This window comes from Methylocella sp., assembly GCF_041905455.1.
In the GTDB taxonomy this organism is placed as follows: Bacteria; Pseudomonadota; Alphaproteobacteria; order Rhizobiales; family Beijerinckiaceae; genus Methylocapsa.
The window spans coordinates 41,124-57,660 of record NZ_JAYRLA010000001.1 but is presented as its reverse complement, the minus strand read 5'-3'; the positions used below and the strand labels follow the sequence as shown (position 1 = coordinate 57,660).

The following is a 16,537-nucleotide window of genomic DNA, read 5'->3' as shown; positions in this document are numbered from 1 at the left end:
TCCTGCGCGTTACTCGGCGGCCTCCGCCGGCGGCGCCAGCTTCTCGGCCGTGGTCAGCTCCACGTTGAGGCAGAGCGAGCGCATCTCCTTGACGAGCACGTTGAAGCTCTCGGGGATGCCGGACTCGAAGGCGTCGTCGCCGCGCACGATCGACTCATAGACCTTGGTGCGGCCGGCGACGTCGTCCGACTTCACCGTCAGCATCTCCTGCAGCGTGTAGGCCGCGCCATAGGCCTCGAGCGCCCAGACCTCCATCTCGCCGAAGCGCTGGCCGCCGAACTGCGCCTTGCCGCCCAGCGGCTGCTGCGTGACGAGGCTGTAGGGGCCGATCGAGCGCGCATGGATCTTGTCGTCGACGAGGTGGTGCAGCTTCAGCATGTAGATGTAGCCGACGGTCACCTTGCGGTCGAAGGCGTCGCCCGTGCGCCCGTCATAGAGCGTCACCTGCCCCGAAGGATCGAGCCCGGCGCGCCCCAGGAGCTCGACGATGTCGTGCTCATGGGCGCCGTCGAACACCGGCGTCGCGATCGGCACGCCGCGGCGCAGGTTCTCGCCGATCTCGACCACCGCCTCGTCCTCGAGCGCGTCGAGCTGGCCCTTCGCCGCCTCGCCGTAGATCTCGATGAGTTTTTCGCGCAAGGGCTCGGCGCCGCGGTCGCGCTGATAGGCGTTGACCGCCGCCGCGACCTGCTTGCCGAGGCCGGCGCAGGCCCAGCCGAGATGCGTCTCGAGAATCTGGCCGACGTTCATGCGGCTCGGCACGCCGAGCGGGTTCAGCACGATGTCGACCGGCGTGCCGTCGGCGAGGAACGGCATGTCCTCCTGCGGCACGATCTTGGAGACGACGCCCTTGTTGCCGTGGCGTCCGGCCATCTTGTCGCCGGGCTGGATCTTGCGCTTCACCGCGACGAAGACCTTGACCATCTTCATGACGCCGGGCGACAGCTCGTCGCCGCGCTGCAGCTTCTCGACCTTGTCGAGGAAGCGGCTCTCGAGCCCCTTCTTCGATTCGTCGTACTGCTTGCGCATCGCCTCGAGCTCGGCCATCGTCTGGTCGTTCTCGATCGCGAACGCCCACCACTGCGAGCGCGGATATTCGTCGAGGGTCTCGCGCGTGAGCTCGGACTCCTTCCTGAAGCCCTTGGGCCCGGCGACCGCCTGCTTGCCGACGAGCACGTCGGCGAGACGGGCGTAGACGTTGCGGTCGAGGATGGCGAGTTCGTCGTCGCGGTCCTTGGCGAGCCGCTCGATCTCCTCGCGCTCGATCGCCTGCGCGCGCTCGTCCTTGTCGACGCCGTGGCGGTTGAACACGCGCACCTCGACGATGGTGCCGGTGACGCCCGGCGGCACGCGCAGCGAGGTGTCGCGCACGTCGGAAGCCTTCTCGCCGAAGATGGCGCGCAGCAGCTTCTCCTCCGGCGTCATCGGGCTCTCGCCCTTCGGCGTGATCTTGCCGACGAGGATGTCGCCCGCCTGCACTTCGGCGCCGATGTAGACGATGCCGGCCTCGTCGAGATTCTTCAGCGCCTCCTCGGAGACGTTCGGAATGTCGCGGGTGATCTCCTCCGGTCCGAGCTTGGTGTCGCGCGCCATCACCTCGAATTCGTCGATGTGGATCGAGGTGAACACGTCGTCCTTGACGATCCGCTCGTTGAGCAGGATCGAGTCCTCGAAGTTGTAGCCGTTCCACGGCATGAAGGCGACGAGGACGTTGCGGCCGAGCGCGAGGTCGCCGAGGTCGGTCGAGGGGCCGTCGGCGATGATGTCGCCCTTGCGCACGAAGTCGCCGACGCGCACCAGCGGCTTCTGGTTGACGCAGGTCGACTGGTTGGAGCGCTGGAACTTCATCAGCCGGTAGATGTCGACGCCGGGCTTGCTCGGATCGGCCTCCTCCGTCGCGCGCACGACGATGCGGGTCGCGTCGAGCTGGTCGACGTAACCCGTGCGGCGCGCGGCGATGGCCGCGCCCGAATCGCGCGCCACCACCGACTCCATGCCGGTGCCGACGAGCGGCGCGTCGGCGCGCACCAGCGGCACCGCCTGGCGCTGCATGTTGGAGCCCATCAGCGCGCGGTTGGCGTCGTCGTTCTCAAGGAACGGGATCAGCGCCGCGGCGACCGAGACGAGCTGCTTGGGCGAGACGTCCATGAAATCGACGCGCTCGCGCGGAACCATCACCACGTCGCCGGCGTGGCGGCAGACGACGAGGTCCTCGGAGAGCCGGCCCGCGCCGTCGAGCGGCGCGTTGGCCTGCGCGACGTAATATTTGCTCTCCTCCATCGCCGACAGATAGGCGACCTCGTCGGTCACCTGGTTGTCGCGCACGCGGCGGTAGGGCGCCTCGATGAAGCCGTACTTGTTGACGCGCGCGAAGGTGGCGAGCGAGTTGATGAGGCCGATGTTCGGGCCTTCCGGCGTCTCGATCGGGCAGATGCGGCCGTAATGCGTCGGGTGCACGTCGCGCACCTCGAAGCCGGCGCGCTCGCGCGTCAGGCCGCCCGGCCCGAGCGCCGAGAGGCGGCGCTTGTGGGTGATCTCGCTGAGCGGGTTCGTCTGGTCCATGAACTGCGAGAGCTGCGAGGAGCCGAAGAACTCGCGCACCGAGGCCGCCGCGGGCTTGGCGTTGATGAGGTCCTGCGGCATCACCGTGTCGATGTCGACCGAGGACATGCGCTCCTTGATGGCGCGCTCCATGCGCAGGAGGCCCAGCCGGTACTGGTTCTCCATGAGCTCGCCGACCGAGCGCACGCGGCGGTTGCCGAGATGGTCGATGTCGTCGATCTCGCCGCGGCCGTCGCGCAGGTCGACGAGGGCGCGCATCACCGCGACGACGTCGTCCTTGCGCAGGGTGCGCACGGTGTCGGCGGCGTCGAGGTCCATGCGCATGTTCATCTTGACGCGGCCGACCGCCGAGAGGTCGTAGCGCTCGGGATCGAAGAACAGCGAGTGGAACATCGCCTCGGCCGAGTCGAGCGTCGGCGGCTCGCCTGGACGCATCACGCGATAGATGTCGAACAGGGCCTCCTCGCGGGTTTTGTTCTTGTCGACGTGCAGCGTGTTGCGGATGTAGGGGCCGATGTTGACATGGTCGATGTCGAGGATCGGAAGCTCCTCGAAGCCTGCGTCGAGCAGGACCTGCAGGCTTTTCGCGGTGATCTCGTCGCCCGCCTCGGCGAAGATCTCGCCGGTCGAGGGGTCATAGAGGTCGGCGGCGATATACTGGCCGTAAAGATCCTCGTCCTGCATGCGCAGGAACTTGAGGCCGCGCTCGGCGAGCTGGCGCGCCGTGCGGGCGGTCAGCTTCTTGCCGGCTTCGAGCGCGATCTCGCCGGTCTCGGCGTCATAGAGGTCGACGCTGACCTTGAGGCCCTTGAGCCGCTCGGCGTCGAAGGGCTGGCGCCAGCCTTCCTTGTCGCGCGTGACGGGGATCGAGCGGTAGAAGGTCGAGAGGATCTCCTCGCCGTCCATGCCGAGGGCGTAGAGCAGCGAGGTCGCCGGAATCTTGCGGCGGCGGTCGATGCGCGCGTAGACGATGTCCTTGGCGTCGAACTCGATGTCGAGCCAGGAGCCGCGATAGGGGATGATGCGGGCGGCGAACAGGAGCTTGCCCGAGGAGTGGCTCTTGCCCTTGTCGTGGTCGAAGAACACGCCCGGCGAGCGGTGCATCTGCGAGACGATGACGCGCTCGGTGCCGTTGACGATGAAGGTGCCGTTCATCGTCATGAGCGGCATGTCGCCCATGTAGACGTCCTGCTCCTTGATGTCCTTGACCGACTTCGCGCCGGTGTCGGGATCGACGTCGAACACGATGAGGCGCAGCGTCACCTTGAGCGGGGCGGCGAAGGTCATGCCGCGCTGGCGGCACTCGTCGACGTCGTACTTCGGCGCCTCGAACTCGTATTTGACGAACTCGAGCGAGGCGGTCGAGGAGAAGTCGGAGATCGGGAAGACCGACTTGAAGACGGACTGCAGGCCTTCGTCGGGACGCCCGCCCTGCGGCTCGTCGACGAGGAGAAACTGGTCGTAGGAAGCTTTCTGGACTTCAATGAGATTGGGCATCTCCGCGACTTCGCGGATATGGCCGAAGAATTTGCGGACACGCTTGCGGCCGTTGAACGTCTGCGCAGAAACAGGAGCCATGTCGCTCTCGCACCTTTCGTAACGGCGCCGCAGAGGTGCGGCCGCCTCGTCCGCGCCAGGCCCGGCCGGGCGCGGGGATCGTTCGAAATCTCGCGCGGGGCGCTCTCGCCCCGGGGGCGGACGGCGGGCGCGCGCCGCCTCCGCGAAGCCGCGAGGGCCGAACGAAGCCCTCCGGCAACAGTTCGACGGCGCCCCGTCTCCAGGGCGCCGCCGCACGTCATTTCAAGGCCGCGGCAGCGGCTGAAATCACTTGAGCTCGACCTTGGCGCCGGCCTTCTCGAGCTGCGCCTTGATCTTGTCGGCCTCTTCCTTGGCCACGCCTTCCTTGACGGGCTTGGGCGCGCCCTCGACGAGATCCTTCGCCTCCTTGAGGCCGAGGCCGGTGATCGCGCGGACCTCCTTGATGACCTCGATCTTCTTCTCGCCGGCGGCGGCGAGGACGACGGTGAACTCGGTCTGCTCCTCGGCCGGGGCGGCGGCGGCGGCTCCGCCGGCGGCGGGGCCGGCGGCGACGGCGACGGCGGCGGCGGCCGAGACGCCCCACTTCTCTTCGAGCAGCTTGGCGAGCTCGGCGGCTTCAAGAACCGTCAGGTTGGAGAGGTCCTCGACGATCTTCTCAAGATTGGCCATGATGTTTCCTTCGATTGGTCGATTGGGTTTCGCAGGGTCTGGTCAAGCGGAGCGGCCTCAGGCCGCGTCCTTGTCGGCGTAGGCCGCAAAGACGCGCGCGAGCTTGGCCGCCGGGGCGTTGGCGAGCTGGGCGAGCTTGGTCGCCGGCGCCTGGACGAGGCCGACGAGCTTCGCCCGCAGCTCGTCGAGCGAGGGCATCGTCGCGAGCGACTTCACCCCGTTGGCGTCGAGCGCGGTCCTGCCCATCGCGCCGCCGAGGATCACGAGCTTGTCGTTGTCCTTGGCGAAAGCCACCGCCGCCTTGGCCGCCGCCACCGGATCGGCCGAATAGGCGATCAGGGTCGGGCCGCGCATGAGGCCGGCGATGGAGGCGACGTCGGAGCCTTCCAGCGCGATCTTGACGAGACGGTTCTTGGCGACCTGCACGGACGCTCCGGCGGCGCGCATCTGCTTGCGCAGCGCCTGCATCTGAGCCACAGTCAGCCCGGAATAATGCGCGACGACGACAACCGAAGTCGTTTTGAAGACTTCGGAAAGCGCCTCGACGCATTCCTTCTTTTCCGCTCTGTCCACAGTGCGTACTCCTGGAGCGGGCCGGACGCCTTGGAAAGACGCGGCCCGCGGCTACATATGCCGCGCCGCCGACGGATCGGCGGGCGGCGCTGCGCCTGTCCCCGGAGCGGCGAGCCGCTCCGGACAGAGGGGAGTGGACCAAAATCGAAGGACGACGGGGCGAGCCCCGCATCCGGAATTTTTGTCGTCATCCCGTCTCGGCCGGCGACTCCTGCGCCCGCCGGAGAACCGGAAGGCGCCGGAGAGATTAAGCCGTTGGCTCGAAAGCCGCGGGCGCCGGCGGTCTTGGACAGGACATGGCTGAAGGGACAGGCGTCGCCGCCTATCCTTCGGCCGTATCCGCCGCGTCTTCGGGCCTCATTGCGGACAGGATGAACCGTTCGATCAACAATGGCTCGCGGACACGGAAGCTTTTATGGGTGCGGAGCGTCCTTCAGGAACGCGCTCCGAACCCCCTATGTAGACGATGACGACGCCGGCGCCAAGCGTCTTTCGCGGGGCGTCGTCAAATTCGCGATGTTGTCAAGCGGTAATTCGCCTCAAACGCGCGCCGGAGCGCCCCGCTTCAGGGCGTCACGCGCCCGCCGACACGCTCGCCGGATCGACCTTGACGCCGGGGCCCATCGTCGAGGACAGCGCGAGGCGCTGCAGATAGGTCCCCTTCGCGCCGGCGGGCTTCGCCTTGACCACCGCGTCGACGAAGGCGGCGATGTTCTGCGCCAGCTTCTCATCGTCGAAGGAGGCCTTGCCGACGCTGCCCTGGATGATGCCCGCCTTCTCGACGCGGAACTCGACCGCGCCGCCCTTGGAGGCCTTCACCGCGCCGGCGACGTCCATGGTCACCGTGCCGACTTTCGGGTTCGGCATCAGGCCGCGCGGGCCGAGCACCTTGCCGAGCCGGCCGACGAGCGGCATCATGTCCGGGGTCGCGATGCAGCGGTCGAAGTCGATCGTCCCGCCCTGCACGGTCGACACGAGGTCTTCGGCCCCGACGACGTCGGCGCCCGCGGCCTTCGCCTCGTCGGCCTTCGCCCCGCGCGCGAACACCGCGACGCGCAGCGTGCGGCCGGTGCCGTTCGGCAGGTTGACGACGCCGCGCACCATCTGGTCGGCGTGCTTGGGGTCGACGCCGAGATTCATGGCGATCTCGACCGTCTCGTCGAACTTGGCGTTGGCCCGCTCCTTGACGAGCTTGATCGCCTCGACGACGGAGTAGAGCTTGACGCGGTCGATTCCCTCGCGCCCGTTCCTGACGCGCTTTCCAACGTGAGCCATGGCGCTTACCCCGTAACCTCAAGGCCCATCGAGCGGGCGGAGCCCTCGATCATCTTCATCGCCGCCTCGACCGAGGCGCAATTGAGATCGGGCAGTTTCTTCTCGGCGATCTCCTTGATCTGCTCCCGGGAGATCTTGCCGGCGGAGCCGCGGCCCGCCGTCTTCGAGCCCGACGCGATCCCCGACGCCTTCTTGAGGAAATAGGTCACCGGCGGCAGCTTCATCTCGAAGGTGAAGGAGCGGTCCGCATAGGCCGTGATGACGACCGGAATCGGCGTGCCCTTCTCCATCTGCGCCGTGCGCGCGTTGAACGCCTTGCAGAACTCCATGATGTTCAGGCCGCGCTGGCCGAGCGCGGGACCGATCGGGGGCGACGGATTGGCCGCCCCGGCCGGCACCTGAAGCTTCACGAAGCCCGTGATCTTCTTCGCCATTTCGCTTCTCCTACAAGCCGGCTCCGGCCTTTTCGGCCAGGGCGCGGCGGTTGCGGTCGTGGTGCGGCGCAAGGCCCGCGTGGCGCGCGGAGCCCTCGGCCTTCCACGTCGGCCCGCGGCGCAGCCGCGGGGCTCGGGCCGGAGCCCGATCTCTCTCGCGGCCGCGCCGCGAAACTAAAGCGTCAGACCTTCTCGACCTGCGCGTATTCGAGCTCGACCGGCGTCGCGCGGCCGAAGATGGAGACGGCGACCTTGAGCCGCGAGCGGCTCTCGTCGACTTCCTCAACGACGCCGTTGAAGGAGGCGAAGGGCCCGTCGGCGACGCGCACCGTCTCGCCGATCTCGAACGAGATGGACGATTTCGGCCGCTCGACGCCCTCGGCCACCTGTCCCTTGATGCGCTCCGCCTCGGCGTCGGAGATCGGCATCGGCTTCTTGTCGGCGCCGAGGAAGCCGGTCACCTTCGGCGTGTTCTTGATGAGGTGGTAGATGTCGTCCGAGAGGTCGCATTTGACGAGCACGTAGCCCGGGAAGAACTTGCGCTCGGAGGCGATCTTGCGGCCGCGCCTCACCTCGACGACCTGCTCGGTCGGCACGAGGATCTCCTCGAACTTCGCGGCGAGGCCGCGCTGCCCGGCCTGCTCCTTGATCGATTCGGCGACCTTCTTCTCGAAATTCGAATAGGCGTGGACGATGTACCAGCGCATGCTCATCGGGAAATCTTCCAGGCTCCGTCGGGCGCTAGTGGCCGAGGCTCATAAGCAGAGTGACGATCAGGCGCAGCGCCTGATCGACCGCGACGAAAAACAGGCTGGCCAGCAGCACCATCAGGATGACGAGGCCGGTCGTGATCAGCGTTTCGCGCCGCGTCGGCCAGGTGACCTTGCCGGCCTCGACGCGGACCTCCTGCAGAAACTGGAACGGATTGGCCATCTTCCAAAACCTTCGCCGCGCGAAGCCTTAATCGCTGCGGGGCGCGCAAAAAAACAGGGCGCGAAGCCTGAAGGCCTCGCGCCGCGCCGCCCTTCATAGCGGCCGGCGGGCGCGCGGTAAACATAATTTTTCAACCGGCCTTGGAGGCAGCCGCTCAGGCGGCGAGGCGGGCGCGCATCGACGACGCGAGGCCGCGCACGGCGAGCCCCGGCGCCTTCAGCCGCTCCACCCCGCGAAACAGCGCGTCGTAGCGGTCGCGTCGGCCGGACAGCGCGCGCATGAAAGCGGCCTTGGCGCGGTCGACGCCGCGGCTCAGGTCAGGCGCCGGCGGATGCAGGCCGGCGCGGCGCAGGAACCAGTTGACCTGATGCGCGTGGATGAAATCGTCCAGCCGGCGCGTGCTGAAATAGATGGCGACGCTGATCGAGGCGTTGTCGCCGTTCTCGAGCCAATGCGGCGCGAGCGGCGGCTGGTAGACGACGACGCCGGGCTCGAGATGGAACAGCTTTCCGCGGCCGTCGGCGTGCGGGCCGTAGCTCGCGGCGCTGCGGTCGCCGAAGCCGAACCTTTCGATCACCTCCTGCGGCATGATCGCCGGGTCGTTCTGGTCGTAGAGATGATCGTCCTTGCCGCCGAGGATCTGGAACAGGAAATTGTGCTCATAATCGGCGTGGTACGGGGTGATGACGCAGGGCGAGGAGAGGATCACGGTCGCGCCCCTCAGCGTCACGTCGCTCCGCCTGAAGCCGCACGCCCCGGCCGCCTCGAGGATCAGCTCGTCGACCAGTTCGCGGAAATCGGCGTCGATCTCGTCGACGAAGGAGATCATCATCGACCAGCGCGCGCGGCCCGTCGCGAGCTCGCCGAAAAGCCGGGCGATCTCCCCTCGCCAGCCGGCGTCGTCGGACAGCGTGACGAAGCGCTTGGCCTTCCAGGAGGACATGTCGCCGGCGTCCTCTTTGTCGAACCTGATCTTGAGCTGCGCGTCTCGCGCGCGCCCTTCGATCTGGGCGGTCTGGACCGCCACGGCGACGCGCTCGAGCGCCTCCAGCGAGAACAGCGGACTTTCGCCGAGCCGATGCCGCAGCATGAACGGCCGCACGCCGAACTCGGCGCGCTGTTCTTCAGGTATTTCATTTAGAATATGAATGGGATGCGAAGCCGCGGCGGCGGCCCTGGTCAAAGCTGGCTCGCTCATGTTCGCGCGCTCCCGGACGGAAGTCGCGCCGGATTATGAACCGCTTCCATATCCGCTCAAGACGACGCGCCCGCCACACGCGAATTTTACAATCGTCCCTTGACCGGCGCGCGCTTTAGTCGAAAATCTCCCGTGGCGAATGGCCAAGCTCGCGCCGTCTGCGCGGCCGGCCGCGGGCGTGTAAACTTGCGCCCGCGCATTCATGAGCGCAAGCGGCCGGCGGAGCGCCGCGGCGGGCTTCCCTTGCATTGTGAACCCGGTTATGGAAGCGCCTCCCGCGGTCGTCGCGCTCGCCTGTCCTCTGAGTCCCTGATGAACGCCGTCCACTGCCTGAACGGGCCGAACCTCAATCTGCTGGGATCGAGGGAGCCGGAGATTTACGGCTCGCAGACTCTTGCGGATATCGAGAGGAAGCTCGGGCAGGCTTGCGAGGCGCGCGGCGTCGCGCTGCGCTTCCGGCAGAGCAACCACGAGGGCGACCTCGTCGACTGGGTGCAGGAGGCGGGGCTCGCGGGCGAGCCGGTGATCCTCAACGCCGGCGCCCTCACCCATACCTCGATCGCGCTCGCCGACGCCATCAAGGGGGCGCGGACGAAGGTCGTCGAGGTGCATCTGTCGAACGTCCACGCGCGCGAGAGCTTCCGCCACCGCTCCTTCATAGCGCCGGTGGCGGTCGGCGTGATCGCGGGCTTCGGCGCGCGCTCCTACGACCTCGCGCTCGAGGCCCTTCTCGGCGGTCCCGCCGACAGCGAAAGATGAGGAAGATGAAGATCACCGGCCAGAAGGGCGCGCCGCCGCCGGCGCCGAAGGGAGGCGTCGAGACCGAACTCGTCGAGGCGCTCGCGCGCATCGCGACGCGTCTCGGCCTCAGCGAGATCGAATTCGCCCAAGGCGACCTCAAGGTCCGCGTCGCCCGCCAGCTGTCCGGCGTCGCGGCTCCCGCGCCGGCGCCGGCCGTGGTCCCCGCCGCAGCCGCGCCGGACCCGACGCCCGAGCCGATCGGCGACGTCGCCGGGCTCGTCAAGTCGCCCATGGTCGGCACCGCCTACCGGCGCGCGTCGCCGGATTCGCCCCCCTTCGTCGAGATCGGCTCGGCGGTGAAGGCGGGCGACAAGCTCCTGCTCGTCGAGGCGATGAAGACGTTCAACGAGATCGTCGCGCCGCGCTCCGGCCAGGTCACCCGCGTCCTCATCGAGGACGGCGCGCCGGTCGAATATGGTCAGCCGCTGTTCGTGATCGAATGAGCGCGAGTTGGCGACGCGCGCCGCAGCCGGAAACCTGACCCGCGATGTTTGAAAAGATCCTGATCGCCAACCGCGGCGAAATCGCCCTTCGCATTCTTCGCGCGGCCAAGGAGCTCGGAATCGCCACCGTGGCCGTGCACTCCACGGCCGACGCGGAGGCGATGCACGTCAAGCTCGCGGATGAATCGGTCTGCGTCGGGCCGCCGCCGGCGCGCGACTCCTACCTCAACATCCCGGCGCTGCTCGCCGCCTGCGAGATCACCGGCGCCGAGGCGCTGCATCCGGGCTACGGATTTCTGGCCGAGAACGCCCGCTTCGCCGAGATCCTCGCCGAGCATCACATCGCCTTCGTCGGCCCGAGCCCCGAGCACATCCGCCTGATGGGCGACAAGATCGAGGCGAAGCGCACGGCGCGGCGGCTCGGCATCCCCTGCGTGCCGGGCTCGGAAGGCGCGCTCGCCGACGCCGAGACGGCGAAGGCGGCGGCGAAGGAGATCGGCTATCCGGTGCTGGTCAAGGCGGCGGCGGGCGGCGGCGGACGCGGCATGAAGGTCGCGCGCGACGAGGACGAGCTCGTCTTCGCCGTCGAGGCGGCGAGGCTCGAGGCGAAAGCCGCCTTCGGCGACGACAGCGTCTATCTCGAGAAATATCTCGAGAAGCCCCGCCACATCGAGGTGCAGGTGCTGGGCGACGGCCGCGGCGGCGCGATCCATCTCGGCGAGCGCGACTGCTCGCTGCAGCGCCGCCACCAGAAGGTCTGGGAGGAAGGCCCCTCCCCCGCGCTGAACACCTCGCAACGCGTCGAGATCGGCGAGATCTGCGCCGCGGCCATGCGCGAGCTGAAATACGCCGGCGCCGGCACGATCGAATTCCTCTACGAGGACGGCCGCTTCTATTTCATCGAGATGAACACCCGCATCCAGGTCGAGCATCCGGTCACCGAGATGATCACCGGCGTCGACCTCGTCAACGAGCAGATCAAGATCGCCGCCGGCTCCGCCCTGACGCTGACGCAGCAGGACGTCTCCTTCAGCGGCCACGCCATCGAATGCCGCGTCAACGCCGAGCATCCGGCGACCTTCCGCCCCTCGCCCGGAACGATCAACTACTACCATCCGCCGGGCGGCCTCGGCGTTCGCGTCGACAGCGCGGTCTACGCCGGCTATTCGATCCCGCCGACCTATGATTCGCTCGTCGGCAAGCTCATCGTGCACGGCCGCACCCGCACCGAGGCGCTGATGCGGCTGCGGCGCTCGCTCGACGAGTTCATCGTCGACGGCGTCGACACCACCATTCCGCTGTTCCAGACGCTGGTGCGCAACCCGGACATCCAGAACGGGCTCTACGACATCCACTGGCTCGAGAAGTTCCTCGCCGAGGGCGGCATGGACGGGGTCGAGTGACGCGACAGCCGGAGCGCGGCGCATGGAGATCGAATATTCCGTCGTCCCGCGTCTCGACCCGGACGTCTTCCTGTCGGTCCTTCATCGCTCGGGGCTCGCGGAGCGGCGGCCGGTCGCCGAGCGCGGGCGCGTCGAGCAAATGGCGGCGAACGCCAATCTCGTCGTGCTGGCGCGTGACGCCAGGAGCGGCGAGGCCGTCGGCCTCGCGCGGGCGCTGACCGATTTCGCCTACTGCTGCTACCTGTCCGACCTCGCCGTCGACCGCGCCTTCCAGCGCCGCGGAATCGGCCGCCGCCTGATCGAGGAGACGCGCCGCGCGGCCGGCCCCCAGTCGATGCTGCTGCTCCTGTCCTCGCCGGACGCGATGAGCTTCTACGAGGCGATCGGCATGGACGCGCCGCGCAACGCCTTCCTGCTTCCGCGCGAGCGCTGAGCGCGCCGGCTCAGGCCCAGAATTTCCCGATCGCCGGCGCCTCGAACTTCGCCCGCGCGTAGCCCGCCCGCAGCGCCGGCTCGATCTGGCGCGGATCGAGGAGGTTCACGCCCGGCGGCGTGCCGGCGATGATCAGCATCGTCTTCGTGCCCACCGCCTCGAGCGCGGCGACCTCCTTGAAGACGTCGTGCGGGATGCCGCTGAGCAGGCTGCCCTCATAGCCGTTGGTCAGGGTGACGACGAGCGCCCTTTTCGCTCCGGCGACGACGTCCGCATGCGCCCAGGTCCGCGCGATGCCGCCGTCCATGCAGAAGCGCTGCCCGAGCAGCGTCGGGCCGATGACGCCGGGCAGCGACGAGCTCGCCGCCGCCGCATGGGCGAGCGGAATCGCGTTCCGCCGCGCCGCCGCCTGGCCGACGACGAGCCGCTCGCCGGTGTAGCAGTCGTTGGCGGTGGTGAACATCTTGGCCGGCGGCCAGTCGGTCCGGCTGTCGTCGGTCAGCAGCCAGGCGAGGCGTTCGACGCCGTCGCCGTTGAGCCGGTTGTCGGCCGCGAGCGCGGCGTGGCCGATCGTGCGGATCGTCGCCGGGCTCCCGTCCTTGACGCGGAAATTGATCTCCTGGGCCCGTTTCTGGCTGGCGTTCGGCCGCGCGACGGGCGCGAGCTTCGCGAACAGGCCGGGAAAATGGCCGAAGAAATCGAAAGCGTCGCGCAGGTGCTGGAAATGGCCCGAGGTCAGCGCGGAGCCGAGATAGGCGCCCGCCGAAGTGCCGACGACGATGTCGGCGAGGTTCGGATCGAGTCCCAGTTCGAGCAGGCCATGGAAGAAGCCGCAGTACCAGGCGACGTAATATTCGCCGCCGCCGCCAAGCACCATGGCCCGGTCGAGCCCTCTCGCGAGGTCGGAGACTTCCGGCGTCTCCGGCGCCGGGCGGGCGAGCCCGTCGTCGGCGAAAAGGCTGTTCGACACGGAGGCGGCGAGCGCCTCGTCCGCCGACGGGCCGCACTCCGCGGGCTCGGCGCGCGCGGGCAGGATCGAGGCCGCCGACAGGCCCGCCGAGAGCCCGAGCACATCACGTCTGTCCAGCTTCATCGGCGTTCGCTCCCCTTTCGCTTTGATTCGAGCCCAGCTTAGGTCCAAGTCCTTGCGCGACGCGAGAGGGGACGCGTCAGGGTTCGGCGCGCAGGGAGACGCGGTCGGCGCCGTGCCGCTCGAGGCGGCCTTCGAGCTCGAGCCGGAACAGGATCGCCCGCACCTCGCGCGCCGGCGCGTCGGCGGCGCGGACCAGTTCGTCGGCGGAGACCGGCGCGAGCCCCAGCAGCCCGAGGACGCGGGCGGCGACATCCCCGCGAGCTTCTTCGCGCGCGGCGCCTCGCCCGGCTTCCGGTCGGGCGGGCGCGTTTTGGGGCGTTGCGGCCGGCCTCGCCACGTCCTGCGCGTCCCGCCGCTCCGGCGTCCGGTCCGCGAGGAAATCCGGCAGGACGTCGCCTTGAAGGTCGTCGAGTTCGTCCCACAAAGACGCGTCGGCCTCGCGCCGCTCGCCCAGGCGCAGCGGCGAAGATGCGGGCTCGCAGGCTGCGGCGTCGTCGCGCTCCAGCGCCTCGATCACGTCCTGCGCGCGCGCGCAGAGGCTCGCCCCCTGCCGCAGCAGATCGTTCGGACCCTCGGCGCGCGGATCGAGCGGCGACCCCGGCACGGCGAAGATCTCGCGTCCCTCGTCGGCGGCGAAGGAGGCGGTGATGAGCGAGCCGGAGCGGCGCGCCGCCTCGACGACCACGACGGCGCGGGAGAGGCCGGCGACGATGCGGTTGCGGCGCGGGAAGTCGCGCGCGCGCGCCTCCCAGCGGAACGGCATCTCGCTCAGCGCCCCGCCCTCGGCGAGGATGCGCTCGAGCAGGTCGCGATGGGCGGACGGATAGACCTCGGCGAGGCCTCCGGCGAACACGGCGATCGTGCCGGACTCGATCGTCGCGCGATGGGCGCGCTGGTCGACGCCGCGGGCGAGCCCCGAGACCACGACATGGCCGGCGCGCCCGATCTCGCGCGCGATCTGCTCGGCGAAGGCGAGTCCGGCCGCCGAGGCGTTGCGCGAGCCGACGATGGCGACCATCGAGCGCCTGAGGCATTCTCTGCGCCCGCGGAAGGTCAGCGCGGGCGGGGGCGCGTGGATGCGGGCGAGCAGCGCCGGATAGTCGGGCTCGCCGAGAAAGATGAGCTCGGCCCCCGCCGCCGCGATGTCCTCCAGTTCGGCCTCGACCTCGTCGCGCGCGGCGAGCGTCGCGGCGCCCGCGCCGGGAAGCCCGGGCAGCGCGTCGAGCGCCGCCGCGGCCGAGCCGAAGCGGGCGATGAGGCGCGCGAAGCTGCGCGGGCCGATGCGCTCGCTGCGGAACAGCCGCAGCCGGTCGAAGCGCTCGGCGTCGGAGAAGGCGCGCGCGCGCGTCACGGTCGCCTCACGCCTTGCCGATGCGCGATTCGGTCCCCGCCCGCAGGCGCGAGATATTGGCGGCGTGCTTGAAGAAGATGAGCGCCGCCATGGCGGCGAAGACGATCGCCGCGCCCTGCTGGCCGAGCAGCCACAGGACCACCGGCGTCGCCGCGCTCGCCGTGAGCGCCGACAGCGAGGAGTAGCGCGTCAGGAAGGCGACGGCGAGCCAGACGGCCATGAACGCCAGTCCCGCCGGCCAGCTCACCGCGAGCAGCGCGCCGAGAAAGGTCGCGACTCCCTTGCCTCCCTTGAAGCCGAGCCAGACCGGAAAGATGTGGCCGACGAAGGCGCCGAGCGCGACGGCGAGGACCGGCGCCGGCGGCCAGGCGTCCATCGGCGAGAGCCGGCGCGAGGCGATAAAGGAGACGACGAGCACGGGCAGCGCGGCCTTGGCCGCGTCGAGCAGCAGCGTCGCGGCGGCGAGGTCCTTGCGGCCGGTGCGCAGCACGTTGGTCGCGCCGATGTTGCCGGAGCCGATGGCGCGCAGGTTCCCCGCGCCGGCGAGCGTCGTCAGGATGAGGCCGAAGGGAATCGAGCCGCAGGCGTAGCCGAAGACGAAGGCGAGGAGGGTCAGGATCACGGGCGGCGTCCGGGGCGGGCGCGGGAAGCTTAAGGCCGGCCCGCCCGCGCCGCAACCGCGGCGCCTCGCGGCTTAAAGCGGCGCGCCCGGAACATATTCGCCGCGCTCGTGAATGGCGCTGGCGCGCCCGACGAGAAGCGTGTCCACGTCGCCGACGCGCTTAAGATCCTTGCCCTTGTACGGCATGGAATGAAGAAGATAGCGCATGGCGTTGAGCCGCGCGCGCTTCTTGTCGTCGGACTTGATCACCGTCCAGGGCGAATCGGCGGTGTCGGTGTGGAAGAACATGGCCTCCTTGGCTCTGGTGTAGTCGTCCCATTTGTCGAGCGAGGCGAGGTCGACGGGCGAAAGCTTCCACTGCTTCAGCGGATGGACCTTGCGCTCCTTGAAGCGGCGGCGCTGCTCGTCGCGGCTCACCGAGAACCAGAACTTGATGAGATGTATGCCGCTGCGCGCGAGGTTGCGCTCGAAGTCCGGCGCCTGGCGCAGGAACTCGGAATATTCGGTTTCGCTGCAAAAGCTCATCACGCGCTCGACGCCGGCGCGGTTGTACCAGCTGCGGTCGAACAGCACGATCTCGCCCATGGTCGGCAGGTGCTGGGCGTAGCGCTGGAAATACCACTGGCCGCGCTCGACGTCGCTCGGCTTCTCGAGCGCGACGACGCGCGCGCCGCGCGGGTTGAGATGCTCCATGAAGCGCTTGATCGCGCCGCCCTTGCCGGCGGCGTCGCGCCCCTCGAACAGGATGATGACGCGCTGGCGCGCCTCCTTGACCCAGGTCTGCAGCTTCAGGAGCTCGGTCTGGAGGATGAATTTCTGGCGCTCGTAGTCGCGCCGCAGCATCTTGTACTTGTAGGGATAGGCGCCCGAGCGCCAGCCGCCGGAGAGCTCGTCGCTCGTCGCGTGCGGCTCGCCCTTGCGCTTGGGCAGGCCGAGCGACTGGCGAAGGAGGGCGGCGTCGTCGGGCGCGGCGCCTTCCAGAATCGCCCGCACCCCCGCCTCGACGGCCTCGTCGCCGGGCGTTTCGGCGTTGATGTGCGCGAGCGCCGAAAGCGCGGCCTCCTGCGCCGCGTCGCGCCGCTCCTCGGCGAGGCTGCGCTCCAGCTCCTGCGGCGTCTGCTCGGCCGCCTCCGACGCGCCGGGCAGATGATCCTGAGGCTTTTCCGTGTCCGACATGTTGCGTCCGCGCGTTGGAGGATGGAGACAGC

Annotated in this window: 16 protein-coding genes; 4 read left to right on the top strand and 12 right to left on the bottom strand. The window is 69.0% G+C overall.

The genetic code is table 11. The features are described from left to right. Positions 1–9 precede the first annotated feature (9 nt). The 8 genes from rpoB to ACE3OG_RS00255 form a co-directional block, all read right to left on the bottom strand. On the bottom strand, positions 10–4,140 hold the full coding sequence (rpoB, locus tag ACE3OG_RS00290; protein WP_374304929.1) for a DNA-directed RNA polymerase subunit beta: 4,131 nt from the start codon (positions 4,138–4,140) through the stop codon (positions 10–12). A gap of 246 nt (positions 4,141–4,386) precedes the next feature. Further along, positions 4,387–4,770, bottom strand: a complete 384-nt coding sequence (rplL, locus tag ACE3OG_RS00285) for a 50S ribosomal protein L7/L12 (protein WP_374304927.1) — start codon at positions 4,768–4,770, stop codon at positions 4,387–4,389. A gap of 57 nt (positions 4,771–4,827) precedes the next feature. Beyond that, positions 4,828–5,343 carry a 50S ribosomal protein L10 gene (gene rplJ / locus ACE3OG_RS00280; protein WP_374304925.1) on the bottom strand — a complete coding sequence of 172 codons (516 nt, stop codon included), beginning with the start codon at positions 5,341–5,343 and terminating at the stop codon, positions 4,828–4,830. A gap of 573 nt (positions 5,344–5,916) precedes the next feature. After that, complete coding sequence (gene rplA, locus ACE3OG_RS00275; RefSeq protein WP_374304923.1) at positions 5,917–6,618, bottom strand: 50S ribosomal protein L1; 702 nt, start codon at positions 6,616–6,618, stop codon at positions 5,917–5,919. Between the two features lie 5 nt (positions 6,619–6,623). After that, complete coding sequence (rplK, locus tag ACE3OG_RS00270) at positions 6,624–7,052, bottom strand: 50S ribosomal protein L11 (protein WP_374304921.1); 429 nt, start codon at positions 7,050–7,052, stop codon at positions 6,624–6,626. 182 nt (positions 7,053–7,234) lie between these two features. Further along, positions 7,235–7,765, bottom strand: coding sequence for a transcription termination/antitermination protein NusG (nusG, locus tag ACE3OG_RS00265; RefSeq protein ID WP_374304919.1), 531 nt, complete (start codon positions 7,763–7,765; stop codon positions 7,235–7,237). A gap of 28 nt (positions 7,766–7,793) precedes the next feature. Beyond that, a complete protein-coding gene (gene secE, locus ACE3OG_RS00260) occupies positions 7,794–7,985 on the bottom strand; it encodes a preprotein translocase subunit SecE (RefSeq protein ID WP_374304917.1) in 192 nt (63 codons plus the stop codon). 154 nt (positions 7,986–8,139) lie between these two features. Then, complete coding sequence (locus ACE3OG_RS00255) at positions 8,140–9,183, bottom strand: hypothetical protein (RefSeq protein ID WP_374304915.1); 1,044 nt, start codon at positions 9,181–9,183, stop codon at positions 8,140–8,142. Between the two features lie 312 nt (positions 9,184–9,495). Between ACE3OG_RS00255 and aroQ the strand changes: the two genes are divergently transcribed. The 4 genes from aroQ to ACE3OG_RS00235 are packed head-to-tail and all read left to right on the top strand — an operon-like array spanning position 9,496 to position 12,263. Further along, complete coding sequence (gene aroQ / locus ACE3OG_RS00250; protein WP_374304913.1) at positions 9,496–9,942, top strand: type II 3-dehydroquinate dehydratase; 447 nt, start codon at positions 9,496–9,498, stop codon at positions 9,940–9,942. Positions 9,943–9,947: 5 nt separating this feature from the next. Then, positions 9,948–10,427, top strand: coding sequence for an acetyl-CoA carboxylase biotin carboxyl carrier protein subunit (locus tag ACE3OG_RS00245; RefSeq protein WP_374304911.1), 480 nt, complete (start codon positions 9,948–9,950; stop codon positions 10,425–10,427). Between the two features lie 44 nt (positions 10,428–10,471). Continuing rightward, positions 10,472–11,830, top strand: coding sequence for an acetyl-CoA carboxylase biotin carboxylase subunit (gene accC, locus ACE3OG_RS00240; RefSeq protein WP_374304910.1), 1,359 nt, complete (start codon positions 10,472–10,474; stop codon positions 11,828–11,830). A 22-nt stretch (positions 11,831–11,852) separates the two neighbouring features. Continuing rightward, positions 11,853–12,263 carry a GNAT family N-acetyltransferase gene (locus ACE3OG_RS00235; protein ID WP_374304908.1) on the top strand — a complete coding sequence of 137 codons (411 nt, stop codon included), beginning with the start codon at positions 11,853–11,855 and terminating at the stop codon, positions 12,261–12,263. A gap of 10 nt (positions 12,264–12,273) precedes the next feature. Here ACE3OG_RS00235 and ACE3OG_RS00230 read toward each other — a convergent pair whose 3' ends face one another. From ACE3OG_RS00230 to ppk2, 4 genes are all read right to left on the bottom strand, one after another. Then, positions 12,274–13,356 carry a patatin-like phospholipase family protein gene (locus tag ACE3OG_RS00230; RefSeq protein ID WP_374304906.1) on the bottom strand — a complete coding sequence of 361 codons (1,083 nt, stop codon included), beginning with the start codon at positions 13,354–13,356 and terminating at the stop codon, positions 12,274–12,276. Between the two features lie 76 nt (positions 13,357–13,432). Next, positions 13,433–14,707 carry a DNA-processing protein DprA gene (dprA, locus tag ACE3OG_RS00225; RefSeq protein ID WP_374304904.1) on the bottom strand — a complete coding sequence of 425 codons (1,275 nt, stop codon included), beginning with the start codon at positions 14,705–14,707 and terminating at the stop codon, positions 13,433–13,435. Between the two features lie 7 nt (positions 14,708–14,714). Further along, entirely contained in the window at positions 14,715–15,329 is a 615-nt protein-coding gene (plsY, locus tag ACE3OG_RS00220) for a glycerol-3-phosphate 1-O-acyltransferase PlsY (protein ID WP_374304902.1), read from the bottom strand. A 72-nt stretch (positions 15,330–15,401) separates the two neighbouring features. Continuing rightward, complete coding sequence (gene ppk2, locus ACE3OG_RS00215) at positions 15,402–16,505, bottom strand: polyphosphate kinase 2 (RefSeq protein WP_374304900.1); 1,104 nt, start codon at positions 16,503–16,505, stop codon at positions 15,402–15,404. Positions 16,506–16,537: the final 32 nt, after the last annotated feature.